Annotated in this window: 18 protein-coding genes; 5 read left to right on the top strand and 13 right to left on the bottom strand. The window is 72.7% G+C overall.

Annotation, left to right across the window (positions count from 1 at the left end):
- Positions 1–100 precede the first annotated feature (100 nt).
- Both AB0K14_RS31250 and AB0K14_RS31245 read right to left on the bottom strand, forming a co-directional pair.
- A complete protein-coding gene (locus AB0K14_RS31250) occupies positions 101–1,345 on the bottom strand; it encodes a ribonuclease D (RefSeq protein ID WP_360456810.1) in 1,245 nt (414 codons plus the stop codon).
- 67 nt (positions 1,346–1,412) lie between these two features.
- Positions 1,413–2,066: a response regulator transcription factor gene (locus AB0K14_RS31245; RefSeq protein WP_181320591.1), complete on the bottom strand. Its 654-nt coding sequence runs from the start codon at positions 2,064–2,066 to the stop codon at positions 1,413–1,415.
- 317 nt (positions 2,067–2,383) lie between these two features.
- On the opposite strand from AB0K14_RS31245, the gene AB0K14_RS31240 reads away from it, so the two are divergent.
- Positions 2,384–3,547, top strand: coding sequence for a dipeptidase (locus AB0K14_RS31240; RefSeq protein ID WP_360456808.1), 1,164 nt, complete (start codon positions 2,384–2,386; stop codon positions 3,545–3,547).
- Positions 3,548–3,589: 42 nt separating this feature from the next.
- Here the strand turns inward: AB0K14_RS31240 and AB0K14_RS31235 are convergent, their stop codons facing one another.
- On the bottom strand, positions 3,590–4,126 hold the full coding sequence (locus AB0K14_RS31235; protein ID WP_360456805.1) for a DUF3000 domain-containing protein: 537 nt from the start codon (positions 4,124–4,126) through the stop codon (positions 3,590–3,592).
- Between the two features lie 97 nt (positions 4,127–4,223).
- On the opposite strand from AB0K14_RS31235, the gene hemE reads away from it, so the two are divergent.
- The 3 genes from hemE to hemQ are packed head-to-tail and all read left to right on the top strand — an operon-like array spanning position 4,224 to position 7,435.
- On the top strand, positions 4,224–5,276 hold the full coding sequence (gene hemE, locus AB0K14_RS31230; RefSeq protein ID WP_360456802.1) for a uroporphyrinogen decarboxylase: 1,053 nt from the start codon (positions 4,224–4,226) through the stop codon (positions 5,274–5,276).
- Positions 5,273–6,712, top strand: a complete 1,440-nt coding sequence (hemG, locus tag AB0K14_RS31225) for a protoporphyrinogen oxidase (RefSeq protein WP_360456799.1) — start codon at positions 5,273–5,275, stop codon at positions 6,710–6,712. The genes hemE and hemG overlap by 4 nt, the downstream gene beginning before the upstream one ends.
- 30 nt (positions 6,713–6,742) lie before the next feature.
- Positions 6,743–7,435, top strand: coding sequence for a hydrogen peroxide-dependent heme synthase (gene hemQ / locus AB0K14_RS31220; protein ID WP_360456796.1), 693 nt, complete (start codon positions 6,743–6,745; stop codon positions 7,433–7,435).
- Here the strand turns inward: hemQ and AB0K14_RS31215 are convergent.
- Genes AB0K14_RS31215 through AB0K14_RS31205 form a run of 3 tightly spaced genes read right to left on the bottom strand, consistent with a single transcriptional unit; the run spans position 7,419 to position 9,189 of the window.
- On the bottom strand, positions 7,419–8,018 hold the full coding sequence (locus tag AB0K14_RS31215; protein ID WP_360456794.1) for a hypothetical protein: 600 nt from the start codon (positions 8,016–8,018) through the stop codon (positions 7,419–7,421). The genes hemQ and AB0K14_RS31215 overlap by 17 nt on opposite strands.
- The gene (locus AB0K14_RS31210; protein WP_360456791.1) at positions 8,018–8,842 is read right to left on the bottom strand and encodes a WXG100 family type VII secretion target; all 825 of its coding nucleotides are present in this window, start codon (positions 8,840–8,842) and stop codon (positions 8,018–8,020) included. Before AB0K14_RS31210 ends, AB0K14_RS31215 begins: the two co-directional genes overlap by 1 nt.
- On the bottom strand, positions 8,839–9,189 hold the full coding sequence (locus AB0K14_RS31205; RefSeq protein ID WP_360456789.1) for a hypothetical protein: 351 nt from the start codon (positions 9,187–9,189) through the stop codon (positions 8,839–8,841). The genes AB0K14_RS31210 and AB0K14_RS31205 overlap by 4 nt, the downstream gene beginning before the upstream one ends.
- A gap of 128 nt (positions 9,190–9,317) precedes the next feature.
- On the opposite strand from AB0K14_RS31205, the gene AB0K14_RS31200 reads away from it, so the two are divergent.
- Entirely contained in the window at positions 9,318–9,938 is a 621-nt protein-coding gene (locus AB0K14_RS31200; RefSeq protein WP_360456786.1) for a YbaB/EbfC family nucleoid-associated protein, read from the top strand.
- 48 nt (positions 9,939–9,986) lie between these two features.
- On the opposite strand, the gene AB0K14_RS31195 is transcribed toward AB0K14_RS31200, so the two are convergent.
- The 7 genes from AB0K14_RS31195 to AB0K14_RS31165 all read right to left on the bottom strand — a co-directional run bounded on the left by AB0K14_RS31195 (position 9,987) and on the right by AB0K14_RS31165 (position 25,418).
- Positions 9,987–13,244, bottom strand: coding sequence for a S8 family serine peptidase (locus AB0K14_RS31195; protein WP_360456783.1), 3,258 nt, complete (start codon positions 13,242–13,244; stop codon positions 9,987–9,989).
- Between the two features lie 259 nt (positions 13,245–13,503).
- A complete protein-coding gene (locus AB0K14_RS31190) occupies positions 13,504–16,734 on the bottom strand; it encodes a S8 family serine peptidase (protein WP_360456780.1) in 3,231 nt (1,076 codons plus the stop codon).
- 160 nt (positions 16,735–16,894) lie between these two features.
- Positions 16,895–20,131, bottom strand: a complete 3,237-nt coding sequence (locus AB0K14_RS31185; protein WP_360456777.1) for a S8 family serine peptidase — start codon at positions 20,129–20,131, stop codon at positions 16,895–16,897.
- A 212-nt stretch (positions 20,132–20,343) separates the two neighbouring features.
- Complete coding sequence (locus AB0K14_RS31180; RefSeq protein WP_360456775.1) at positions 20,344–23,571, bottom strand: S8 family serine peptidase; 3,228 nt, start codon at positions 23,569–23,571, stop codon at positions 20,344–20,346.
- Between the two features lie 190 nt (positions 23,572–23,761).
- Positions 23,762–24,253, bottom strand: coding sequence for a hypothetical protein (locus AB0K14_RS31175; RefSeq protein ID WP_360456772.1), 492 nt, complete (start codon positions 24,251–24,253; stop codon positions 23,762–23,764).
- Between the two features lie 26 nt (positions 24,254–24,279).
- Positions 24,280–24,624, bottom strand: coding sequence for a hypothetical protein (locus AB0K14_RS31170; protein WP_360456770.1), 345 nt, complete (start codon positions 24,622–24,624; stop codon positions 24,280–24,282).
- Positions 24,621–25,418: a DUF692 domain-containing protein gene (locus tag AB0K14_RS31165; protein ID WP_360456768.1), complete on the bottom strand. Its 798-nt coding sequence runs from the start codon at positions 25,416–25,418 to the stop codon at positions 24,621–24,623. The genes AB0K14_RS31170 and AB0K14_RS31165 overlap by 4 nt, the downstream gene beginning before the upstream one ends.
- Positions 25,419–25,444 lie beyond the last annotated feature (26 nt).

The raw sequence follows: 25,444 nt of genomic DNA, 5'->3' as shown, positions 1-25,444 counted from the left end.
GGTACGCGAACGTAGGACACGCGGGACCTGGACGTAGGACACGCGCGACTTGAGGGTTCGACTCGCGAGGGCTGAAGGTTCGACTCGCGGGGGTTGGGGGTTAGGCGGGGGGTTCGGTCAGGGCGGCGGAGAGGGCGTCGGCGGTCAGGGTGATCTGCCAGTTGCGGGCGCCGCCCTCGCGCAGGGCCGCGGCCACGCCCTCGGGGGAGACGTCCTCCGGTGGCTGCCAGCACGTGCGCCGCACGAGGTCGGGCAGGAGCAGGTTCTCGACCGGCAGGGTGTTCGCCTCGGCCACGGCCGTCAGAGCGGTCCTGGCGGCCGCCAGGCGGGCCGCGGCGGCCGGGTCCTTGTCCGCCCACCGGTTGGCCGGCGGCGGGCCGTCGTGTTGCTGTGAGGCCTCCGGGAGCTCGGCTCGGGGGAGGGCCGCGGCGCGTTGCAGCGCACCCAGCCACACGCCGACCATGCGTCGTTGCGCCCGACCGCGGAACACGGGCAGCGCCGACAGCGCCGCCTCGTCGGCCGGAGCGCGCACGGCGGCCTCGACCAGAGCGGAGTCCGGCAGCACGCGGCCCGGCGCGATGTCGCGTTCACGGGCCAGCGCGTCCCGCGCCTCCCACAGCGCCCGCACCGCGGCCAGCTGCTTGGGGCTGCGGATCCGGTGGATTCCGGAAGTGCGGCGCCACGGTTCCGCGCGCGGACGCGGCAGGGGGGCCGTGCGGGCGGCCTCGAACTCTTCGAGCGCCCACTCCAGCTTCCCCTGCCGCTTGAGCTCCTGTTCGAGCACGTCACGCAGCTCGACCAGCAGTTCGACGTCGAGGGCGGCGTAGTTCAGCCAATCGGCGGGAAGGGGGCGGCGCGACCAGTCGGCCGCACCGTGCCCCTTCTCCAACCGGTAGCCCAACAGCCGCTCGACGAGCGTGCCCAGCGCCACCCGCTCGAACCCGGCCAGCCTGCCCGCCAGCTCGGTGTCGAACAACGCGCTCGGACGCAAGCCGAGTTCGGCGAGGCACGGCAGGTCTTGCGACGCCGCGTGCAACACCCACTCGGTCCCGTCCAGCGCCTCGACCAGCGGGTCGATTCGACCGCCCAGGGCGATCGGGTCGACCAGCACGGTCCCGGCACCTGCCCGGCGCAGTTGCACCAGGTAAGCGCGTTGCGAGTAGCGGTATCCCGAGGCTCGCTCGGTGTCCACCGCAACCGGACCCGTCGCTCCGGCGAGCGCATCAGCGGCACGCCGGAGCGACGGTGCGTCGGCGACGACAGGCGGAACGCCGTCAGCGGGTTCCACCAGCGGCACCGGATCAGCACCGGTTGGTTCGGTTGGCTCGTCGGAGGGTACGTCCACGGCGGAAGACCCTACGACGAACGCACCACTCGCGGGTGTGTTCGGCCGGTTCAGTGTGCCGACCTGGCTAGCGGATCACGCCGGCACGCATGGCCAGCGCGACCATCTGAGCCCGATCCCCGGTGCCCAGCTTGCGCCCGATCCGCGACAGGTGAGACTTCACCGTCAACGCGGAAAGGCTGAGCGCTTCGCCGATTTCCTTGTTGCTCTGGCCATCGGCGACCAGCTGGAGGACCTCGACCTCACGCGCGGAGAGTTCCCGCGGCGTGTTGTCGGTGCCCGGCACCCTCGTGCCCGCGGCAAGCACGGGCGCGACGCTCGGGTCTGCGTAGACGCCGCCGTCGAGGACCCTGCGCACCCCGTCGGTGACCACCATCGGCGAGGCGGACTTCAGCAGGTACGCCTGAGCGCCTGCCTGGAAGGCCGACCTGACCGCGTAGGGGTCGTCGGAGGACGCGAGGACCACGATGCGGGGCCAGCCCTGGGCACGGAGTTCCGTGACCAGGTCGATGCCGGTGCCATCCGGCAGACCCAGATCGAGGATCGCGAGGTCGCACGGTCCGGTGGCGAGTGCCCGCGCCCGAGCCTCCGCGACCGAAGCCGCCTCATGCACTGTCCCGGCTCCCATCTGGGTGAGCCGAGCCGATATCGCCTCCCTCAGCAGTGGGTGGTCGTCGACCACCAGCACTGAAAAAAGCTCCTCCCGCGGGTGCGGGACCATGTTCGCCGGCAACGTGCCGGCTGGCGTGGTACGAACGGCCTGACCTAAGCCGACGGCAGCCACGTCACTACCTCCCTGGAGTCGGTCGTGCCCCCCGACCGGCACCGGGACTTTCGTCCAATCAGCCGCGCCACTGATCGACCGAAAGTGGTGTCGTCTGGGGCAGCGTAGCCGCCCAAGCGGGTCTACGGGACGATCAATCGGGTATCTATCCCGAATGAGTTGTCACTGATGGCCCCCGTTGTCACACGATCGGCTGACAACTCGATCGGGCACGTAACGCGAGCGGTTCTCACGACGACATCAAGGAGTTGCGGGTGGCGAGCACCACAGGTCGAGGCCGGGCCGAGGAACTGCTGGCCCGGGTGCCACTGGTCGACGGGCACAACGACCTGCCGTGGGCGCTGCGCGACCTCGCCGCCACCGGGCAAATCGGTGAAAAGTCAACGGCCGGTGACGCGACCCCGTGCGTCTCGATCGTCGACCTGACCGTCCGCCAGCCCGCGTTGCAGACAGACCTGGTCCGGGCGCGCGACGGCCGGTTGGGCATGCAGTTCTGGTCCGTCTGGGTCCCCTGCCGACTGGCGGGCGACGCAGCCGTGACCGCCGTGCTGGAGCAAGTGGAGTTGGTGCACGGGCTCGCCGCGCGCTACCCCGACCACCTCCGCGTCGCGACCACGGCCGACGAGGCCGAACGGGCCTTCCGGGACGGGCGGATAGCCTCGCTGATCGGCGCGGAGGGCGGACACAGCATCAACGGCTCGTTGGGCGTGCTGCGCGCGCTGCGGCGGCTCGGCGTGCGGTACATGACGCTCACCCACAACGAGAACACCGAGTGGGCCGACTCGGCCACCGATGAGCCGGTGCACGGCGGGTTGACCGACTTCGGGCGCGATGTGGTGCGGGAGATGAACCGCATCGGGATGCTGGTCGACCTGTCGCACGTGGCGCCATCCACGATGTGGGACGCCCTGGAGGTGTCGACGCGGCCGGTCCTGTTCAGCCACTCGTCGTGCCGCGCGGTCGCCGACCACCCCCGCAACGTGCCCGACGACGTGCTGGCGCGGCTCAGGGACAACGACGGGGTGTGCATGGTGACGTTCGTGCCGCACTTCCTGTCGCAGGCCCACGTCGACTGGGACGCCCGCCTCAAGGCCGCGATGGAGGCGGCTGGGGAGAACCACAACGACCTCGACACGCGCCACCGCTTCGTCGACTCGTGGACCGACGGCGGCCCGACCCCTCGCGTGACGATGGACGACGTGGTCGCCCACGTGGAGCACGCCCGTGAGGTGGCCGGCATCGACCACATCGGCCTCGGCGGCGACTACGACGGGACGCGCAGCCTGCCGGAGGGCATGGAGGACGTCTCGTGCTACCCGGACCTGGTCGGCACCCTGCTGGACCGGGGGTGGAGCGAGGACGACTGCGCCAAGCTGGTCGGCCTCAACGCGCTGCGCGTGCTGCGGGCCAACGACTGACCGGGCCCCACCCGCGGCGCTGAACGGCGGCGACCGCGCAGGTCAGCGCAGGGTCGACACGCCCACCGGGGGCAGGCCCACGGCGGTGGCCATGACGTCGAAGAACGCGGTGCCGTGGGCGGCCAGCTCGGCGGTCCGGGCGGTCCAGGAGGCGCGCAGTTCCAGGTCGTCGGTGCGGGCCGGGCCGGCGATGTCGCCGAACCTGGCCGACGAGGTCTGGGTGACGGTGCCTCCCAGCGCCAGGAACTCCGCCCCGGACACCTCCAGCGCCTCCACCAGCCACGACCAGCCGACCTCGGGCAGCAGCGGGTCGGCGGCCAGCTCCGCGTCCAGCTCCACCCGCACGTACGCGACCAGCCGGAACACGCCCGACCACGCCTCGACCCCGTCCGGGTCGTGCAGCAGCACCAGCCGTCCCGTGGACAGCTCGTCGGCGGGCCCGGTCACCTCCGCGGTCAACGCGAAGGACCAAGGCGCAAGCCGCTGCGGCGGGCGCACCTCGGTCAACTCCAGTTCGGGTCGGGTTCGCACCGACCGGAGCGTCGCCACCGCCCGCTGGAACAGTTCGGGCTCCGTCACACCACGGACTGTAGGCCCCTAAACCTCGGAACGTGAGCGCGGCACGCCGGGTCCGCAGCCGCCGCCCGAAGACGCCCGCCGCCCAGCCCATGGGACGATGGACGGCGAGATGAACGACATCACCGAAGCCCCGTTGCTCGTCGCCGCGCGCGGCGGCCGGCCGTCACGCACCCCGGTCTGGTTCATGCGCCAGGCGGGCCGCTCCCTGCCGGAGTACCGCAAGCTGCGCGAAGGCACCGCGATGCTGGACGCCTGCATGGACCCGGAGATGGTCTGCGAGATCACCTTGCAGCCGGTGCGCCGCCACGACGTGGACGCCGCGATCCTGTTCTCCGACATCGTCGTGCCGCTCAAGGCCGCGGGCGTCGACCTGGACATCGTGCCGGGCACGGGGCCGGTGGTCGCCAAGCCGATCGCGACCGAGTCCGACGTCAAGGCCATCCCCGAGCTGCACGAGGAGCAGGTGCGGCCGGTGGTCGACGCGATCGGGCTGCTCAACGCCCGACTCGGCGACGTGCCGCTGATCGGGTTCGCGGGCGCGCCGTTCACCCTGGCCTCGTACCTGGTCGAGGGTGGCCCGAGCAAGCACCACGAGCGCACCAAGGCGCTCATGCACGGCGACCCCGACCTGTGGCACGCGCTGCTGGACCGGCTCGCGGGCATCACCTCCGAGTTCCTGCGGGTGCAGGTCGCCGCGGGCGTCAAGGCGGTCCAGCTGTTCGACTCGTGGGCGGGCGCGCTGTCCGAGCGCGACTACCGCGAGTTCGTCCTGCCGCACTCGACCAGGGTGCTGAGCAGCGTCAGCGGCGTGCCGCGCATCCACTTCGGCGTCGGCACGGGCGAGCTGCTGCCCGCGATGCGCGAGGCGGGCGCGGACGTGGTGGGCGTCGACTGGCGCACGCCGCTGGACGTGGCCGTGCGGCGGCTCGAACAAGCGGCTCCGCACCTGCCGAAACCGGTGGTCCAGGGCAACCTCGACCCGGCGCTGCTGTTCGCGGGCCTGCCCGCGCTGGAACGCGAGGTCGAGCGGATCAAGCACGAGGGCCGGGCCGCCGCCGGGCACATCTTCAACCTCGGTCACGGCGTGCTGCCCGACACCGATCCGGACGTCATCACCCGGGCCGTCGAGATGGTGCACCGGGTCGGATGAGCACGCGGCGAGTGGCGGTGGTCGGCGGCGGGATCTCCGGCCTCGTCGCCGCACACCGGCTGCGCAGGCTGCTCGGGCCGCACGCCGAGATCACCGTGGTCGAGCAGTCCGGCGTGCTGGGCGGCAAGCTGCGCACCGCCGAGGTCGGCGGGCGCGCCTACGACGTGGGCGCGGAGGCGTTCCTGCACCGCCGCCCCGAGGCCACCGGGCTGATCGCCGAACTGGGCCTGACCGACCGGCTGGTCCACCCGACGAAGGCCGCGGCGAGCATCCACGCCGCCGGCGACACCCGGCCCATCCCCGCGCACACCCTGATGGGTGTCCCCGCATCGGTCGAGGCCGTGCGCCGGGTGTTGTCGCACGAGGGCCTGCGCCGGGTCGCCGCCGAACCGGCCCTGCCGCCGATCCGGCTGGACGGCGCGGACGTGTCCGTGGGCGCCCTGCTGCGCGAGCGGTTCGGCCCCGAGGTGGGCGACCGGCTGGTCGGGCCGCTGCTCGGCGGCGTCTACGCGGGCCGCACCGACGTGCTCGGCCTGCGCGCGACCATGCCGCAACTGGCCACCGCCCTGGACTCCGGGGTGGGCTCGCTGCTGGCCGCCGCCGCGACCACCGTGCCCGCGCCACCCCGACCGGGGGTCCCTCGACCGCCGGTCTTCGGCACTCTGCGCGACGGCCTGTCGACGTTGGTGGCACGGCTGGCCGAGGCGGCCGCCGCCGAGATCAGGCTCGGCCTGCCGGTGCGCGCCCTGATCCGCCGCGAGCACGGCTGGCGGCTGGAGATCGGCTCCGCCGCCGAGCCGCGGCACCTGGACGTGGACGGCGTGGTGCTGGCCGTGCCCGCGCCCGCCGCGCGCAAACTGCTGGCCGACGTGGCGCCCGCCGCGTCCCGCCGCTACGCCGAGGTCGAGCTGGCGTCGATGGCGGTGGTGGCGCTGGCCCTGCCGCCCGGCACCGAGCTGCCCGAGCGGTCCGGCGTGCTGCTGGCCGAGGGGGAGCGCGCCGCCGACGGCGGGCCGTTCACCGCCAAGGCGTTCACCTTCTCCAGCCGCAAGTGGGCGCACCTGGCCGGTGAGCCGGTGCTCGTGCGCGGCAGCGTCGGCAGGCACGGCGAGGCGCACCTGTTGCAGCGCGACGACGACGAGCTGGTCGCGGCGGTCCGGCACGACCTGCGCCGGCTGACCGGCGTCACGGCCGAGCCGATCGACACCGCGGTCACCCGCTGGGGCGGCGGCCTGCCGCAGTACGGCGTCGGCCACCTGGACGTCGTGCGCGGCATCGAGGACGCGGTCGCCGAGGCGCCCGGCCTGGCGGTCGCGGGCGCGACGCTGCACGGAGTCGGCATCCCCGCGTGCATCGCGACAGCGGACGCCGCGGCCGCGCGCGTCGCCGCCCACGTGCTCGGCGGAGGAGATTCGACACAGCGTCCGCCGGGGTAGTCGGGCGAGCGCAGTGAGAGAATCGGAGCCATGGCCCGCCTGAACTACAACGAACTCAACGACACCATCCGCTACACCATGTGGTCGGTCTTCCGGGTGGAGCCCGGTCGCCTGCCCGACGACCGCGGTCCGGCCGCGTCCGAGGCGCAGGAGTACCTGGACGGCCTGGAGGCCAAGGGCGTCGTGGTGCGCGGCGTGTACGACGTCGCGGGCCTGCGCGCGGACGCCGACTACATGATCTGGTGGCACGCCGAGGAGATCGAGCAGGTCCAGCAGGCCTACACCGGGTTCCGCCGCACCGCCGTGGGCCGCGTGTCCACCCCGGTGTGGAGCCAGGTCGCGCTGCACCGGCCCGCGGAGTTCAACCGCAGCCACATCCCGGCGTTCCTGGCGGGCGAGGAAGCCCGCAAGTTCGTGTGCGTGTACCCGTTCGTGCGGTCCTACGAGTGGTACCTGCTGCCGGAGGAGGACCGCCGCCGCATGCTCGCCGACCACGGCAAGGAAGCGCGGGACTACCCGGACGTGCGGGCGAACACGGTCGCGTCGTTCGCGCTGGGCGACTACGAGTGGATGCTCGCCTTCGAGGCCGACGAGCTGCACCGCATCGTGGACCTGATGCGCCACCTGCGCGGCACCGAGGCCCGCCGCCACGTGCGCGAGGAGATCCCGTTCTACACCGGCACGAGGGTCCCGGCCGCGGAGCTGGTCACGAACCTGCCGTGAGGGCGGCGACGACCCGCTTGGCGTGATGGCTGCCGACGTGCGCGCCGAACGTGCCGAGCACGATCCACGAGCCGTCTCGGAAGACCAGGCCGAACCGTCCCCGCGCGAGCAGCCGGGGACGGCGTTCGGCGGCCACCAGGAGGTTGCGCGGCATCGCCCACGTCACGGTCATCCGGTCGTCCCGGTTGACCAGGGCGACCAACCGCCGGGGCGTCACGGCGAGGAAGCTGTGCCCGGTGAGGACCGCTTCGAGCTGCCTGGCCTGTGAACCGGCCGGGCCGAAGCAGGTGCGCCCGCCGATCCAGCTCTCCGGGAAGTCGGCGGGCAGGTCCACCGACGGCGACGCGAACGCGACCCCGCCGACGCCGGCCAACGCCCTGCCGACCCAGCCCTTGGGCTCCGGCACGGCCCGGGCGACCCGGTCGACGGCACGGCCCGCGGGCGTGGTCCAGAAGTCCGGCTCGGCGCCGCCGCGCGCGCCGTAGGCCACGGCGGCGGACGTGAGCGCGAGCAGCGCCTCACCGGGGTCCAACGCGCGACGCGCGTCGTCACCCCACGACTTCAGGTCGTCGACCAGCGGCATCAGTCGTCGTCGGTGGCGTAGTCGTAGACGTCCTTGCCCATGTTGAACAGGCCACCCGCCGGTCCGCCCGGCACCGACTCGCCCAGCACCTGGCCCAGCGGGATGCGCACCGGCGCGGTGTAGATCGACTTCGCCACGCCGAGCGCGATGCCTTCCTTGCTGAACGTGCCGGCGGCCTTCTTCAGCGCCTTGATCGCCTTCAGGCCCTGCTTGTAGGCCTTGGCCGCCTCGGCGAGCTTGCGCAGCATGTTCGACAGCTTCATCAGCAGGTCGGCCAGCTTCTTCACGATCTTGAAGACCTTGCCGAGGGTGGCGGCGGCCTTGGCGGCGGCCGCGGCGGCACCGGCGGCCAGCGACGCGCCGAAGCTGATCACCGACGCGGCCAGGCTCACCAGCAGGTCGGTCACCAGCATCATGATCAGGTCGATGACGAGGTCGATGATCAGGTTCGCCGAGTCGACGCAGCCCTTGGCGGCCTCCACCAGCATCCCGGACGTGTCCTGCACGTTCTGGGCGAGCTGGTCGACCTGCTCCTCGATCTCGGTCAGCCGGCCGTTGAACTTGTCCGCGGCCGGGCCCTGCCACACACCGGAGACGGTCTGCCGGGCGCTCGCCTCGTCCGACACGATCGAGCGAATGTCGGTGGCGGCCTTCTCCCACGCGTCGGCCGCGCGGATCAGGTCGTCCGGGTCGCCCGCGACCCAGTCGATGGCCTCCAGGAACGGCGTCAGCAACGGCCGGATGATGCCCTGGATCGGGCCGGGGCAGCCGTTCAGGAAAGTCTCGATCTTGTTGTTGACCTCGACGGTCGTGCTGGGACTCATCCGCCCACCTTCGGAATCGTCAGCCCTTCGAGGCCCTGGACGATATCTGTGAGGAACTCTCCGATTCCGGTGTCCACGTTCTGGTAGTCCTCGGCCGTGTCGCGCACCGATTCGGCGATGTCCCGCATCGCCTCGGCGCATTCCTTCAGATCGTTCATGGTCGAGGTCACGCGTTCCTCGTAGGACGCGTGGATGTCGCCGCTGGACGGCATCTTGCCGAACGCCTCACGGCCGACCTTCGCGGCCTCCAGTTCGGCCATGACCTGGTCGAACCGGTCGCCGCGGCGGACCGACGAACCCGCGAACTCCAGGATGCCGTCGAGCCTGACGTCGAACTTCGCCGTCATCGCGCCACCTCCCAATACCGACCACTCCGACGGTCGCGAACCCCCCGCGGTTCCGCCCGATCCCGAATTGCGCCGCCGTTCGGTGCACTAGCCTGCGGCAGACAGTAGTACAGCGGATCGAGGGCGCGATGCGAGAAGATCTCGAGCAGAAGCTGGCACGGATCACCCAGCTCGCCGAGCAGAAGCAGCAGCAGGCCGACGAACTGCAGGGCCAGTTGGCCGGGTTGCGGGTGACCAGGAAGTCCGGTGACGGGTTGTTGACCGCGACCGTGACGGCGACCGGTCAGCTGGTCGACCTGCGCATCGAGGACCGGGCGCTGCGCAACGGCCGTGAGCTGGCGGCGAACCTGCTGAACCTGGTCTTCCAGGCCTCGGCCGCCGCGTCCGAGCAGGTGCGGGCGCTCGCGGCGCCGCTGCTGGAGGACAGCTCGATCGACCCGAGCCAACTGAGCCCGGGTCCGACGCCGCCCGTGCTGCCGGGCGGTCCGGGGGTGCCGGCCGCGCCGGCCGGCCAGGGCGCGCCGCCGCCGCACCAGCAGCCGCCGCACCAGCAGCCGCCGCAGTACGAGCAGCCGCCGCAGACGTTCCAGCAGCCGGTGCGGAACTACCCGCCTCAGCCGCAGCAGCCGCCGCAGCCCCCTCCGACGGGCCGTCCCCAACCGCCACCGCCTCCGCCGCCCGCGCGCCGCCCGCCCGTGGACGACGACCCGGACGAGGGCGGCTCCATCTTCCGCAAGGACTCGTGGTGACGGGGGAGGAGGGGCGCCCGGTCCCGGACGCCCCTCCTCCGACCGCCGTTACTTGGTGAGCCGGTAGGCCCGGATCACCGTGTGCTCGAACGTGTTGCCCTTGCTGTCGGAACCCTTGGCCCGCAGCGAGGCGTAGCCGCCCGGCTCGCCGGCGTTGCGCACGAGCGCGGCGCCGCCGATGACCGGAGCCTTCGACCAGGTCTTGCCGTCGTCGAACGAGACGTCGACCTCGACCTTGCGGACGCGGCCGTTGTCCGCGCCCTGCTGCTGGTCCACGGTGAGCGGGATGCGCAGCAGCCGGCCGGCGGGCGTGCCGCCGTCGGCGTCGAGACGCGGCGTGAACCGCACCACCGAGATCGGCAGCTTGCGGATCTCGCCATCGGGTGCGGTGTCCGAGCGGAACGTCCACGAGCCGAAGACCCGGGACGTCAGGTCGGTGATGCCCGGCGCGCGGACGAAGTCGACCTCGACCTTGTACCCGGCGTCACCCGCGGGCACGGTGAACACCCCGCCCGGTTGCGTGAGCTCGCCGACCTTCTGCCCGTTGCGGTACAACGCGGTGCGCCCGGACTCGTAGGCCGAGCCGCCCAGGTTGTTCGAGGCGTCGTTGAGCAGCGGCACCTCCACCAGGATCTGGTTGCCGAACCGGGCCAGGTACTCGTACCGGGACGCGGGCAGGCCGGGGCCGAACACCGGGAAGTTGAACCGCTCCGTGGCGCGCGCACCGGGGCGGTAGGCGCGGTCGGGTGAGAAGTAGTTCGCGACGATCTCGAACTCGCCCCGGATCTGGATGAGCCGCCAGCCCCACTTGATGTCGGCGGTGTTCACGTAGTCGACCGAGGCGCCGCCCGCCTTCACCGGGAACAGCACCGCCCAGCCGCCGGAGCCGTTGGGGCCGATGGCGTTGCCGCCGAAGGCGAACTCGTCGGCGGCCGGGCCGGGGCCGAACGCCGACCGCACCTCGGCCAGCTCGCGCTTGGCGGGCGCGCGGACGAAGCCGGTGGGCGCCTTGCCGTGCTCGATCCACGCGAACCGGAAGTTCACCGGCGTGTCGCCGACCGGCGTGCCCTGGTACTGGGCGCCGATCGTGACTTCGAGCTCGTCGTCGGGCAGCGCCGGGCCGACGTGGCCGAGCGTCACGTTGTCGGTGAACCCGTCGAGGAACGCGACCCCGAACCCGATCGGCCTGCCCTCGAAGACGCGGTCGAGGCCGATGTCGCCGATCATCGCCACCGCACCCGGATCGGGCGCGGTGATGTCGACCGGCTTGGCGGTGCGGGCGTCGAACGTGAGCGCGGCGTTCCCGGTGATCGAGAGCGACGGCTGCGGCAGCACGGCGATCCGGCCCGCGGTCTCGTCGCCGCTCACCACGTTGGCGTAGACCATGTACTCGCCCTTGGGCAGGCGGGTGGTCACGGTGTTGTCGGTGTCCTCCAGGAACGTGAACGTGTCGTTGTCCACGCCCATCACCACGCCCGTGTAGAACGTGGGCGCCCCGCCCTGGTCGTCGAGGAACGTGGCGGTGATGTCGTAGCTCTCGACCTCGCGGTCCACGCTCACCGGGGTGCGCAGCACGTCACCGGCCACCACGGCGCCGGAGAACGCGCCGTCCGCCGTGCCGACCTTGGTGTCGGCGGTGACGGTCACCTTCGCCTCGCCGCCCGCCGGCACGGTGACGGTGGCCGGGGTGACGGTGAACATGCCCGCGGGCGCGGGCTTGCCGTCCGGGCCCTTGGCCTCGACCGACACCGGGAACGTGACCGGCTCGGTCCCGCCGTTGCGGTAGGTCAGCTCCTTGGTGACCGGGGTGTCGTCGGTGTGCGGCCACAGCTGGCGGCCCATGGCCAGGCTGGCGGGCTCGGACGTGACCGAGGTGGTGATGGCCTCGCCCAGGTCGACGCGACCCGCGCCCTGGTCGAACGAGGTGAGCGCCGGGTTGCTCTTGGCCGACGCCATGAGCGCGGCCTTGATCTGCGCGCCCGTCCAGTCGGGGTGTTGCTGGGCGACCAACGCGGCCGCGCCCGCGACGTGCGGGGTGGCCATGGACGTCCCGGACAGCGCCACGTGGTGCTCGCCCACGGGCGTGCCGATGCTGCCGGTGGCGGCCTTCGCGGCGACGATGTCCACGCCGGGCGCGGTCACGTCGGGCTTGACCGCGCTGTCGCCGACGCGCGGGCCGCGGCTGGAGAAGTACGCGATGCTGTCGTCGCGCTCGACCGCGCCGACGGTCAGCGCGGCATCCGCGCTGCCGGGCGAGCCGATCGTGCCGGGGCGGCCGGAGTTGCCCGCGGCGATGACGAACAGCGTGCCGCTCTGGGCGGACAGCGTGTTGACCGCCTCTTCCAGCGGGTCGAGCTCGGGCCGGTCGCCGCCGCCGAGGCTCAGGTTGACCACGTCGGCGCCCTGGTCGACGGCCCACTGCATGCCGCCGAGGATCCAGGACTCCGCGCAGCCGTAGAGGACGCACACCTTGCCGTCGAGGATCTGCGCGTCCGGCGCGACGCCCTTGTACTTGGCGCCGTTGCTGGCGACGGTCGCGGCGACGTGCGTGCCGTGGCCGTCGACGTCGGTGGCGTCGGGGTCCTCGGTGAAGTTCTGCTCGGCGACCTCCTTGCCCGCGAGGTCGGGGTGCGCGCCGTCGACGCCGCCGTCGAGGACGGCGACCTTCACGCCCTTGCCGGTGTACCCGGCCTGCCAGGCGGTGGGCGCGCCGATCTGCGCGGTGGAGCGGTCCAGCGACGGTTGGCGCAGGCCGTCCAGCCACACCTTCTCCACGCCCGGGTCGGCCACCAGGGCCTGGAACGCCGTGCCCGCCTCGGACTTGGCGGTCCGCGCCGCCACCGCGCCGACGGTCGGCAGCTCGCGGGTGACGTGCGTGCCGGCGGCCCGCACCCGGGCGTCGCCCCGCTGCGTGACGATCAGCGGCACGGTGTCGCGCTTGGCGTCGTCGTAACCGGACTCGACCAGCCCGGTCACGTCGAACAGGCGCAGGTCGAGCTTGTCCTTGGCGACCGCGCCGAGCGCGTCGCGCGGGACGACGTGCAGGTTGCCGTCCCGGTGGAACGTGTGGAAGCCGACCCGTTCGCGGCCGGGACCGGCCTGGAACGAGCCGAACGTCGCGCCGTTGAGCACGACGCGGTCACCCGTGATCAGGGTGACGGTCGCGCCGTGGCCGGCGTGCCCACCGGCCCGGCCCTGCTGGTCCGGCGCAGCGGCGGCAACCCCCGTTGCCGTGCCTGCCGCTAGTCCGGTCGCGAGGACGGCGGCTGCCCACCGCGTCCCGCGCCTTCGTGATCTCGACGTCAACACAGATACCTCCCGAATCTGGTTGTCGCGCAGGAAAAGCGCGCAGTCGGAAGGCGCCGCTGACCCCCGGTGGCGGCGTGGTGACCGGAACAGTGAAGCCCCCCAACGACTTCGACGCTATCCACCCGTCAGGGTGAGGTCAGCGTCTCTTAGTGGGGAATTGGCCACCCGAACAGGCCAGTGGGTGATTACTCACCGTTGTAATCCGGGAGAGGGGGGCATACGTTCGAGCGAATGCCCCCTCTCTGTCGATGACCGCTCAGCCGATCTTGCCTGCGTCGATCTTGTAGGCGCGGACCACCGTGTGCTCGAACGTGTTGCCCTTGCTGTCGGAACCCTTGGCGCGCAACGAGGCGTAGCCCGCCCGGTCGGCGTTGCGCACGAGCGCGGCGCCGCCGATGACCGGGGCCTTCGACCAGGTCTTGCCGTCGTCGAACGAGACGTCGACCTCGACCTTGCGGACGCGGCCGTTGTCCGCGCCCTGCTGCTGGTCCACGGTGAGCGGGATGCGCAGCAGCCGGCCGGCGGGCGTACTGCCGTCGGCGTCGAGACGCGGCGTGAACCGCACCACCGACAGCGGCAGCCTGCGGGCCTGCTCACCGGGCACGGTGCCGGAGCGGAACGTCCACGAGCCGGTCACCCGGGACGTCAGGTCGGAGACGCCGGGCGCGCGGACGTAGTCCACCTCGACCCGGTAGCCGGCCTCACCCGCGGGCACGGCGAACTGGCCGCCCGGTTGCGCGACCTCGCCGATCTTCTGCCCGTCCCGGTAGAGCGCGGTGCGCGACGATTCGGCCGCGGCACCGCCCAGGTGGTTCTCCGCGTCGTTGAGCAGTGGCACCTGCACCACGAGCCGGTCGCCGAGCCTGGCCAGGTAGTCGTACCGGGACGGGGGCAGGCCGGGGCCGAACACCGGGAAGCCGAACCGCTCGTGGTGCGTGCGGCCGTTGCGGTAGGTGGTGTCGTCGATCGAGTAGTCGGCCACGGACCTGCCCGCGGCGTCGTGCTGCGAGGCCAACCAGTGCCAGCTGAAGTCGTCACCGGTGAGGTAGTCGACCGCGTCGCCGCCCTCCGGCACCTCGAACAGCGCGCCCAGCGGGTTGGACCCGTCGGGTGCGGTGGGCCCGGCGCCGTGGCTGTACCGGTGGCCCGCCGGTGTGGGGCCGAACTTCGTCCGCACCTCGGCGAGCTGACCCTTGGTGGGCGCGCGGACGAAGCCGGTGGGCACCCGGCCGCGTTCGAGCCACGCGAACCGGTAGTGGACGGCGGTCGTGCCGACGGGCGTGCCGATCGTCTGGGTCGAGACGATGACGTCGAGTTGGTCGTCGGGCAGCGCCGGACCGAGGCCGCCGATCGTGGCGCCGTCGGTGAACCCGCCGATGAACAGCGAGCCCGCCCCGGCCCGCGCGTCCCGGTGGGTGCGGGTGACCCGCACCTCGGCGAGCACCGGCGTCGGGTGCGGGTCGGGCGTGGTGACCTTGAGCGGCTTGGTGGCGCGGGCGTCGAACGGCAGTGCCGCCGGGCCGGTCACGCTGAGACCGGGCTGCGAGAGGATGGCGACCCGACCGTCCTGCGGGTCGCCGGTGGTGACCTCGCCGTAGGCGATGTACTCGCCCTTGGGCAGGCGGGTGGTGACGGTGTTGTCCGTGTCGGTCAGGAACGTGAACGTGTCGTTGTCCAGGCCGATCACGATCCCGCTGTACCGCGTGGGCGCCTGGCCGTTCGCGTCCAGGAACGTGGCGGTCACGTCGTAGCTCTCGACCTCGCGGTCGACGCTCACCGGCGTGCGCAGCACGTCGCCCGCGAGCACCGCGCCGGCGAACATGCCGTCGACCGCGCCGACCTCGGTGTCCGCGGTGACGGTGGCCTTGGCCTCGCCGCCCGCCGGGACGGTGACGGTCGCGGGGGAGACGGTGAACATGCCCGCGGGTGCGGGGTTGCCGTCCGGGCCCTTGACGTCGACCGACACGTCGAACGTCACCGCGTCCGCGCCGGTGTTGCGGTAGGTGATGTCCTTGGTGATCGGGGTGTCGTCGCTGTGCGGCCACGACTGGCGGCCGAGCGCGAGTGACGGCGGGTCGGCGGTGACCGTGGTGGTGATGGCCTTGGTGAGGTCGACGCGGCCGGTGCCCTGGTCGAACGCGGTGAGGGCGGGGTTGTGCTTGGCCGACGCCATGAGCACGGCCTTGATCTGCGCGCCCGTCCAGTCGGGGTGTTGTTGGGCGATCAACGCCGCCGCGCCCGCGACGTGCGGGGTGGCCATGGAGGTGCCGGACACCGCGACGTGGCCGTCACCGACCGGCGTGCCGATCTGGCCGTGGGCGGCCTTCGCGGCGACGATCTCCACGCCCGGTGCGGTGACGTCGGGCTTGACGGCCCCGTCGCCCGAGCGTGGGCCGCGGCTGGAGAAGGGCGCGATGCTGTCGTCCCGGTCGACCGCGCCCACGGTGAGCGCGGCGTCCGCGCTGCCCGGCGAGCCGACGCTCGCGGATCGGCCGGAGTTGCCCGCGGCGATCACGAACAGCGTGCCGCTCTGGGCGGACAGCGTGTTCACGGCCTCTTCGAGCGGGTCGAGACCCGGCGTGTCGGTGCCGCCGAGGCTGACGTTGACCACGTCGGCGCCCTGGTCGACGGCCCACTGCATGCCGCCGAGGATCCAGGACTCGGAGCAGCTGAAGGAGCAGACCTTGCCGTCGAGGATCCCCGCGTCGGGCGCGACTCCCCTGTACTCGGGGCCGTTGCTCGCGATGGTCGCGGCGACGTGCGTGCCGTGACCGATCCGGTCGGTGGCGTCGGGGTCGTCGGTGAAGTTGTGCTCCGCCACCTCCCGGCCGACGAGGTCGGGGTGGGCCTGGTCGACGCCGCTGTCCAGCACGGCGACCTTGACGCCCGTGCCCGTGTAGCCGGCCTGCCACGCGGTGGGCGCCCCGATTTGGGCGACCGAGCGGTCCAGGTTCGGCTTGCGGACGCCGTCCAGCCAGACCTTCTCCACGCCCGGGTTGGCCACCAGCGCGTGGAACGTCGCGGCGGCGTCGGACTTCGGGGCCTGCGCGGCCACCGCGCCGACGGCGGGCAGGGCCCGGGTGACCTGGACGCCGGCGCGCGGCTGGTCGCCGGCGATGATCAGCGGCACGGTGTCGCGCCGCGCGTCGTCGTAGCCCGCCTCCACCAGCGCGGTGACGTCGAACAGGCGCAGGTCCAGCTTGCCGTTCGCCAGCGGCTGGGCGGCGTCGCGCGGCACGACGTGCAACCGGCCGTCCCGGTGGAACGTGTGGAAGCCGATCCGGTCGCGGCCGGGACCGGCCTGGACCGACACGACCGCCGCGCCGTCGAGCACGACCCGGTCACCCGTGATCAGGGTGAGGGTCGATCCGACGGCGTGGTGGCGCGCCGGGTCGGGCGACGCGCCGGCCGCCCCCGTGGCCGTGGTGGCGACGAACCCGGCCGCGACCAGGGCGGCCGAGGCGGTTCGTCGTGATCTCGCGGTCAACACAGATACCTCCCGAATCCGGTTGTGCGCGGTGGAGAGCGCGGTCGGAAGGCGCCGCCGACTCGCGGCCGCGGCGGTGTGCCGGAATTGTCGAAGCCCCCCAACGACTTCGAAGCTATCCGAAAGGGGGCATTCGCGAGTGCGAATGCCCCCTCTCCGGCTAGCGGATCCTGTACGCGCGGATCACGGTCTGCTCGAACGTGTTGCCGTTGCGGTCGGAGCCCTTGACGCGCAGCGAGGCGTGCCCGGCGGTGCCGGGGTTGCGCACGAACGCGGTGCGCCCCACCAACGGCGCCGTCGACCACGTCTTGCCGTCGTCGAAGGACACCTCGACCCGGATCCGGTCGACCCGGCCGTTGGCCGCGCCCTCCTGCTGCTCGACCACGAGCGGCACCCGCAGCAGCCGGCCCGCCGGCGCGGCGCCGTTCGCGTCGAGCGCGGGGGTGAACCGGACCGCGGTCAACGGCAGTGGCGCCCGCCGCTCACCCGGCGCGGTGTCCGAGCGGAACGTCCACGCGCCGCTGATCGCGGTGGAGAACTCCGAGACGCCCGGTGCCCGCACGGCCTCGGTCTCGACGCGGAAGTTCGCCGCGCCCGGCGGCACCGGGAACCGGCCCCGGGCCGCCTCCGCCGTCTCGCCGACCACGGTTCCGTTGCGCGACAACGTGGTCCGCGCCGACGACGTCAGCGACCCTCCGAAGTTGCCGTCCCGGTCGCCGAACAGCGGCAGGGCGAACTCGACCACGTCGCCGGTCCGGGACAGGTACGGGAACGGGCTCTCGGGCAGCCCCGGTCCGAACACCGGGAAGTTGAACCGCTCCCGGTACGTGCGCCCCTGCTGGAGGGTGCGCAGCGGGGTGTCGAGCACGGCTTCGATCGCGCCGTCCTGGAACTGCGCGAGCGACCACAGCCATCCCACGCCCGACGAGGTGGTGGCGTAGTCGAGGGACCTGCCCGGCGAGGTCACCGGGACGTCCACGCCGAGACTGCCCACGGCGTTGTGCAGCACGGGGAAGCCGGCGAAGCCGTAGGACTTGCCCGCCGGTCCGGGTCCGAACTCCGACCGCACCTCGATGAGGTCCCGCTTGGCGGGCGCGCGGACGAAGCCCGTGGGCACCTTGCCGTGCTCCGCCCACGCGAACCGGTAGTTCACCGGGGTCGTGCCCACCGGTGTGCCGGTGGCCTGCGTGGTCAGCATGACCGACACGTCGGAGGCGGGCAGCTCGGGGCCCACGTGGCCGATCGACACGGTGTCGCCGAAGCCGCCCTGGTAACCCGTGCCGATGGCGGTCACCAGCTGCCCGTTCCGGCTGCGGGTGATCAGGAGGTCGCCGAACTGCACCTCCGCCGCCGGGTCGGGGACCGTGATGGAGACCGGCTTGGCCTTGCGGGCGTCCACGGTGACCGAGGTGGTGTCCGGGCCGACGCGCAGGCTCGGCATCGGCAGCACGGCGTTCTTCGCCCGGTCGGTCAGCACCTCGTTCACGACCAGGTACTCGCCGACGGGCAGCCGGGCGGTGGCCGTCCCGACGTCACCGCCGAGGAAGAGGACCTTGTTGTTGTCCAGGCCGACGAGGAACGAGAAGTAGTCGACCGCCGGGCTGCCGTTCGCGTCCACGAAGTCGAACGTGACCTCGTAGCTCTCCACCTCGCGGTTCACGCCGACCGGCACGCGCAGCTCCACGCCGCCGACGGAAGCGACGACCGCGCCGCCGTAGGTGCCGTCCGCGGTCGCCGCCCTGGTGTCGGCGGTGACGGTCGCCTTGGCCTCACCGCCCGCGGGCACGGTGACCTCGGCAGGGCTGACGGTGAACACACCGGTCGGCGCGGGCGCGCCGCCGGGGCCCTTGGCGTCGATCGTGAGGTCGAGCGTGACCGGCGCGGTGCCCCCGTTGCGGACGGTGAACTCCTTGCTGGTCGGCACGTCGTCGTCGTGCGGCCACTCCTGCAGGCCCAGCGCGAGCGACGGCGGGTCGGCGGTGACCGTGGTGGTGATGGCCTTGGTGAGGTCGACGCGGCCGGTGCCCTGGTCGAACGCGGTCAGCGCGGGGTTGTGCTTGGCCGATGCCATGAGCGCGGCCTTGATCTGCGCGCCGTTCCAGTCCGGGTGCTGCTCGGCGATCAACGCCGCCGCGCCCGCGACGTGCGGGGTGGCCATGGAGGTGCCGGACACCGCCACGTGCTTGTCGCCCACCGGCGTGCCGATCCGGCCGGTGCTGGACTTGGCCGCGACGATGTCCACGCCCGGCGCGGTGATGTCCGGTCGGGGCGCGCCGTCGCCGACGCGCGGGCCGCGGCTGGAGAAGTCCGCGATGCTGTCGTCCCGGTTCACCGCGCCGACGGCGAGCGCCGCGTCCGCGCTGGCCGGCGAGCTCAGCGTCTCGGGTGCGCCGGAGTTGCCCGCCGCGACGACGAACAGCGTGCCGGTTCGCGCCGACAACGTCTCGATCGCCTGCTCCAGCGGGTCGACGTCCGGGGTGTCCGTGCCGCCGAGGCTCATGTTGATCACGTCCGCGCCCTGGTCGGCGGCCCACTGCATGCCGTCGACGATCCAGGACTCGGCGCAGCCCAGGGAGCACACCTTGCCGTCGAGGATCTGCGCGTCGGGCGCGACACCGCGGTACTCGGCGCCGGCGCTGGCGACCGTGGCGGCGACGTGCGTGCCGTGGCCGACCAGGTCGCTGTTGTCGGGGTCCTCGGTGAAGTTGCGCTCGACGACCTCCCGGCCCGCGAGGTCGGGGTGCGTCTGGTCCACGCCGCTGTCGAGCACGGCCACCTTGACGCCCTTGCCGGTGTACCCGGCCTGCCACGCCGCGGGCGCGCCGATCTGCGCCACCGATCGGTCGAGGCTGGGTTGGCGGATGCCGTCCAGCCAGATCTTCTTGACACCCGGGTCCCGCACCAGGGTCTGGTAGGTGCCGGCGGTCTCGGACTTGGCGGTTCGCGCGGCCACCGCGCCGATGGTGGGCAGGGCCCGGGTGACCTGGACGCCGGCGCGCGGCTGGTCACCGGTGATGATCAGCGGCACGGTGTCGCGCCGCGCGTCGTCGTAGCCCGCCTCCACCAGGCCGGTGACGTCGAACAGGCGCAGGTCCAGCTTCCCGTCGGCGAGCGGACCGCCCGCGTCGCGCGGGATGACGTGCAGCCGGCCGTCGCGCAGGAACCGGTGGAACGTGATGTCGTCGCGGCCCTGCCCCGGCGTGACCGAGACGAGCCGGTCGCCGGCGACGACGACCCGGTCACCGGTGATCAGGGTGATGGTGTGCCGCTCGCCGTCGGCGCGGCCCGGTGGTGGCGGTGCGGGTGACGCGGTCGCCGACGCGGTGCCGGCGACCAGCCCGAACGCGAGCAACGCGGTCCCCCAAGCGACACCGCGCTTGCGTGATCTCGGAGTCAACGCAGATACCTCCCGAATCTGGTTGAGCGGGAGGCGAAGCGCAATGCGTGTGCACCGAATGGTGAATATCGCCCCCCGACACCTCGACGCTAACCAGTCGGGGGAGCGGATTCAGCGGCCCAACGCGGTGCACGCGGTCGGCCGGGTAGCCCAACGGGCGTTGCTCGCCGAAAGGGGCGCCCGCCGGTCGCGGACGCCCCTCCCCGAGCGGGTCAGGCGATCTTGTAGGCGCGGATCACGGTGTGCTCCAAGGCGTTGCCGTTGCTGTCGGTCGCCCGCACCCGCAGCGACCCGTAGCCGGCCGCGTTCGGGTTGGAGATGGTGGCCACGCCCGCGGTCACCGGCACCGGGGTCCACGACGTGCCGTCGTTGAACGACACCTCGACGTCGACCCGGTCGACCCGCCCGTTGGCCGCGCCCTCCTGCTGCTGCACGGTCAACGGCACCCGCAGGGACCGGCCCTTCGGCGTGGCGCCGCCGGCGTCCAGCTCCGGCGTGAACCGCACCACCGACAACGGCAGCGGCACGTACTGGTCGCCGGCCGCGGTGTCGGAGCGGAACGTCCACGCTGCGCTCACCCTCGTGGCGAACTCCGACGTGCCGGTCGCCCGCACCGCGTCGGTCTCCACGCGGTAGGCCGACGCGCCCGCGGGCACCTCGAACAGCCCGTTGGCCGCGTACGTCGTCTCACCGACCTTCACCCCGTCGCGCAGCAACGTGGTCCGGGCCGACGAGACCGCCGCGTTGCCGCCGTTGCCCGCCCGGTCGGTGAACAGCGGCAGCGCGAAGCTGATCTCGTCGCCGCTGCGCGCCAGGTACGGCGAGCGCGACTCGGGCAGCGCGGGGGAGAAGACCGGGTCGTTGAACCGCTCCTCGTGCGACCCGCCCCGCTGGTAGGTGCGCTCCGGCGAGGTCAGCGTGGCCTCGACCGCGCCGTCCGCCCCGAACTGCAGGAAGCCCCACGACCACGCGAGGTCCGTGGTGACCCGGTTGACCGCCTCACCCGGCGAGGCCACGTACGGCAGCCACGCCCAGCCACCGACACCGCCCGCCGTGATCGGGTTGCCGCCGTGGCCGAACTCGCGGCCCGCCGGACCGGGGCCGAACGTCGTGCGCACCTCGGCCAGGTCGGCCGCGGCCGGTGCGCGCACGAACCCGACCGGCATGCTGCCCTGCTGCGACCAGGCGAACCGGTAGGTCACCGGCTTGTCGCCGTCCGGCGTGCCGCGGAACTGCGCGCCGAGCAACGCGGTCAGCCCGCCCGCGGCCAGCTGGGGGCCGACGTGCGCGATCGAGACGTCCGGGCCGAAGCCGCCGAGGAACGCGGTGCTCACGCTGGCCTGCCGGTCACCGTGGTTGCGGACCATCGTCACGTCGCCCAACGCCTCCTCGGCCGCCGGGTCCGGCGCGGTGATCCTCACCGGCTTGGCCGTGCGCGCGTCGAGCACCACCGCGGTGTCCGCGGTGACGTTCAGGCTCGGCCGTGGCAGCAGCGCCAGTCGCGTGTCGTCGGTCTCCACGTCGGAGTTGGTGAAGTACTCGCCCTTGGGCAACCGCAGGGTGAACGAGCCGTCGGCGTCGTAGGGGAAGGCGAACGTGTCGTTGCTCAGCCCGATGATCGACGTGTAGTAGTCGGCCGCGGGCGCGCCCGAGCCGTCCAGGAAGCTGAACGCCACGTCGTAGCTCTCCACCTCCCGGTTGACGCTGAGCGCGGTGCGCAGCGGCGTCGGACCGCCGGTGGCCACCACCGAGCCGACGTACAGGCCGTCCGACTCGCCGAGCCGGGTGTCGGCGGTCACGGTGGCCGTCGCCTCGCCGCCAGCCGGGACGGTCACCTTCGCCGGGGACGCCCCGACCAGGCCGGCGGGCGCCGCACCGCCGTCGGGCCCCTTGACCTCGGTGGTCAGCGTCAGCGTGACCGGCGCCGAACCGCTGTTGCGGTACGTGACGGACTTCGTGACCGGGACGTCGTCGGTGTGCGGCCACTTCTGCAGGCCCAGGGCCAGGCTGGCGGGTTCGGCGGTGACCGTGGTGGTGATCGCCTTGGCCAGGTCCACCCGGCCCGAGCCCTGGTCGAACGCGGTCAGCGCCGGGTTGCTCCGCGCCGACGCCACCAGCGCCGCCTTGATCTGCGCGCCGGACCAGTCCGGGTGCTGCTGCGCGAGCACGGCCGCCGCGCCCGCCACGTGCGGGGTGGCCATCGACGTGCCCGACATCGCCACGTAGCCGTCACCGGCCGGGGTGCCGATCGTGCCGCTGCTCGACCTCGCGGCCACGATGTCCACGCCCGGTGCGGTGATGTCCGGCTTCACCGCACCGTCGCCGACGCGCGGTCCGCGGCTGGAGAACGGCGCGATGCCGTCCTGCCGGTCCACCGCGCCCACGGTCAGCGCCGCGTCGGCGCTGCCGGGCGAGCTGATCGTCTCGGGGCGGGAGTTGTTGCCCGCCGCGACCACGAACAGCACGCCGGTCTGCGCGGACAGCGTGTTCACCGCCTCCTCCAGCGGGTCGAGCTCGGTCGTGTCACCGCCGCCCAGGCTGATGTTCACGATGTCCGCGCCCTGTTCGGCGGCCCACTGCATGCCCGCCACGATCGCCGACTCCTGACAACCCGAGACGACGCACACCTTGCCGTCCAACAGGTCCGCGTCCGGCGCGACGCCCTTGTACCGCGCGCCCGAACTCGCGATCGTCGCGGCGACGTGGGTGCCGTGGCCGACGCCGTCGGTGGTGTCCGGGTCGTCGGTGAAGTTGCGCTCCGCGACCTCGTGGCCCGCCAGGTCCGGGTGGTCCTGGTCCACGCCGGTGTCCAGCACGGCGACCTTCACGCCCTTGCCGGTGTGCCCGGCCTGCCACGCGGTCGGCGCGCCGATCTGCGCGGTGGAGCGGTCCAGGCTCGGTTGGCGCAACCCGTCCAACCACACCTTGCGCACGCTCGCCCTCGACACGAGCGTGTGCCAGGTGTCCGCTGCCTCGGACTTGACCACCTGCGCGGCGTACGAGCCGACCGCGGGCAGCGGCCGACCGACGCGCAGACCGGCCGTGGCCGGCTCCTGCTCACCGGTCACGATCAGGGGCAGGGTGTCCCGCCGGCGATCGTCGTAGCCGGACTCGACCAGTCCCGTGACGTCGAACAGCCTCGGGTCGAGCTTGCCCTGGGAAACGGCCTTCGCCGCGTCGCGCGGCACGACGTGCAGGTGCCCGTCACGCCGGTAGCTGTGGAACACCGTGCGTTCCCGTCCCGGTGCGGCGACCAGGGCGCTCACCTCGTCGCCGAGGAGCACGACCTTGTCACCGGTGATCAGGGTGACCTCGTGGTGCTCGCCGCCGGTGGCGGGCGGGACGTCCTGCGCCCCCGACACACCCGGACCGCTCGCCGTGAGGCCGGCCGCGACGAGCACGGCCCCCCAGATCACGCCACGCCAGCGTTTGCTCTTCAACTCTCGAACCTCCCGGTGGGGTGCCGCGCATGGCGGGACGCGGCCGGAAGGGCTACTTACCCACGGTGGCGGCGGAAGTACCGAGAGCGACGTTGCCCATGACCTCACCGACGCTAAAGGTCACGAAGAACGCGGACAGCCGCTGATTGGTCGGTATGTTCTTGACCAATTCAGCCGAGTAAACGGTTACCTACCGTTCGGTAACTGAGCCGTCGGAACTAACCACGATGCCTGCCTGCGGTCCACCCGCTGGGCAGTGCGGACCGTTGGGGTAGGCCATTTCGGGGGTCAGCGTGATTTCCCGGTCCACCACAGGAGAACCGGATTGGTCCAGCAGTCGCAGGTTCGCCGTGACCGGTCGCGGGGGCAGCAGCGGGAGGTCGGCGAAACCGTACTTGCCTCCCGTCGGCTCGGAGCGAGCGCTGCACGAGTCGTCCGGTGACGTGCCGGTGCAGGTCGTCTCGACACCCCGGGTCGACGGGTGCAGCTCCAACGAGGGGGTTGCACAGGAGCCGTCCCAGCAAACCTCGATCGTCCCGGAAACCACATCGGGGTGCTCCACGTTCACGGTGATGCCGACGAGGGTGCCCATCAGCGTGCACGCCGTCTCGGCACCGGTGTCGACCACGCCGCACGAGGCGGCAAGGAACAACGCGCCCAGGGGCCAGCTCCGTCTCCACATGCCCCTGTGACGGAACGTGCCGGTGCTCAGGTTGCTCGCTGCCACCAACGCCTCTTCCTCGGCGGTGCCAGCTCGCCCCGGGCCGCGGCCCACTCGGCGAACCGGGCGGCGTCCTCGCGGAAGCGCGTGCCGACCTCTTTGGGGTGTGCCCCGGCGTAGGCGTCGAACAGGGGGCGGAACCGCTCGCCCAGCTCGACGGCCACGTCGGGCCGGAGCATCTCCACGATCCCGCGGCGCTTGCTCAGCAACGCGCGCTTCTCGACGCGCACCCGCTCGGGGTCGAACCCCTCGGGCACGGCGCCGTCGGCCAGCAGCGCGCGCAGCAGTTCCGCCTGGGCGGCGGCCAACCGCTCGCGCTGGGGCCGGGTCATCCCAGCACCGCCCGGATCGCGGCCAGTTCGGCGGCCAGTTCGGCGTCGGCGGGGTAGTCGTCGTCGCGTTCGAGCAGGACGCCCGGCGGGTCGACACGGGCGCGCAGCTGGGCGAGGACGTCCAGCACCTCCGGGAGCACGGCGTGGGCGTGCGTGTCGTGGTAGACGCCTTGGTGCTCCTCGCCACCCGCGACGTGCACGTAGGCGAGGCGTTCGAGCGGGATCTCGTCGAGGAAGCGGGTCACGTCGGTGCCGAGGTTGCGGGCGTTGGCGTAGAGGTTGGCGACGTCGACCAGGAGGTGGCAGTCGGTGCGGTCGACCAGCTCGGCGAGGAACTGGCCCTCGGTCAGCTCGCCGTCCGGCCACTCCAGGAGGGCGGCGACGTTCTCCAGGGCGAGGGGCACGGGCAGGTCCTGTTGCACCGCTTTGACGTTGGCGACCAGGACGTCCAGCGCGTCGCGGGTGCGGGGGAGGGGCATGAGGTGCCCGGAGTCCAGGCCGCCCGCGCGGACGAAGCAGACGTGGTCGCTGACCAGCGGTGCGTCGAGCGCCTCGGCCAGCGCGCCCAGGTGCGCGACCCGTTGCGCGTCCACGGGTTCCGCGCCACCGAGCGAGAGGGACACCGCGTGCGGCAGCACGGGGACACCCCGTTCACGCAGGAGCAGGACCGACTCGGGCAGGTGCCCGACGTGCAGGTTCTCCGCGACGACCTCGACGAAGTCGACGCCGGGCAGGCGTTCGACGGTGAGGTCGATCTCCGGCCGCCACCCGATGCCGACACCGAGCTTCTCCACGGGCCACCTGCCTTTCGTCGCCTTCG

This window comes from Actinosynnema sp. NPDC050801 (genome assembly GCF_040673975.1).
Classification (GTDB): Bacteria; Actinomycetota; Actinomycetes; order Mycobacteriales; family Pseudonocardiaceae; genus Actinosynnema.
This window is presented reverse-complemented; position numbering and strand designations above follow the sequence as displayed.

Excerpts from the sequence above, each read along its gene's own strand:
- hemG (WP_360456799.1), top strand. The coding sequence starts at position 5,273 with ATGAGCACGCGGCGAGTGGCGGTGGTCGGCGGCGGGATCTCCGGCCTC.
- AB0K14_RS31245 (WP_181320591.1), bottom strand. The coding sequence starts at position 2,066 with ATGGTCCCGCACCCGCGGGAGGAGCTTTTTTCAGTGCTGGTGGTCGAC.
- AB0K14_RS31210 (WP_360456791.1), bottom strand. The coding sequence starts at position 8,842 with ATGAGTCCCAGCACGACCGTCGAGGTCAACAACAAGATCGAGACTTTC.
- AB0K14_RS31215 (WP_360456794.1), bottom strand. The coding sequence starts at position 8,018 with ATGCCGCTGGTCGACGACCTGAAGTCGTGGGGTGACGACGCGCGTCGC.
- AB0K14_RS31200 (WP_360456786.1), top strand. The coding sequence starts at position 9,318 with ATGCGAGAAGATCTCGAGCAGAAGCTGGCACGGATCACCCAGCTCGCC.
- AB0K14_RS31170 (WP_360456770.1), bottom strand. The coding sequence starts at position 24,624 with ATGACCCGGCCCCAGCGCGAGCGGTTGGCCGCCGCCCAGGCGGAACTG.
- hemE (WP_360456802.1), top strand. The coding sequence starts at position 4,224 with ATGGACGGCGAGATGAACGACATCACCGAAGCCCCGTTGCTCGTCGCC.
- AB0K14_RS31175 (WP_360456772.1), bottom strand. The coding sequence starts at position 24,253 with ATGTGGAGACGGAGCTGGCCCCTGGGCGCGTTGTTCCTTGCCGCCTCG.
- AB0K14_RS31205 (WP_360456789.1), bottom strand. The coding sequence starts at position 9,189 with ATGACGGCGAAGTTCGACGTCAGGCTCGACGGCATCCTGGAGTTCGCG.
- hemQ (WP_360456796.1), top strand. The coding sequence starts at position 6,743 with ATGGCCCGCCTGAACTACAACGAACTCAACGACACCATCCGCTACACC.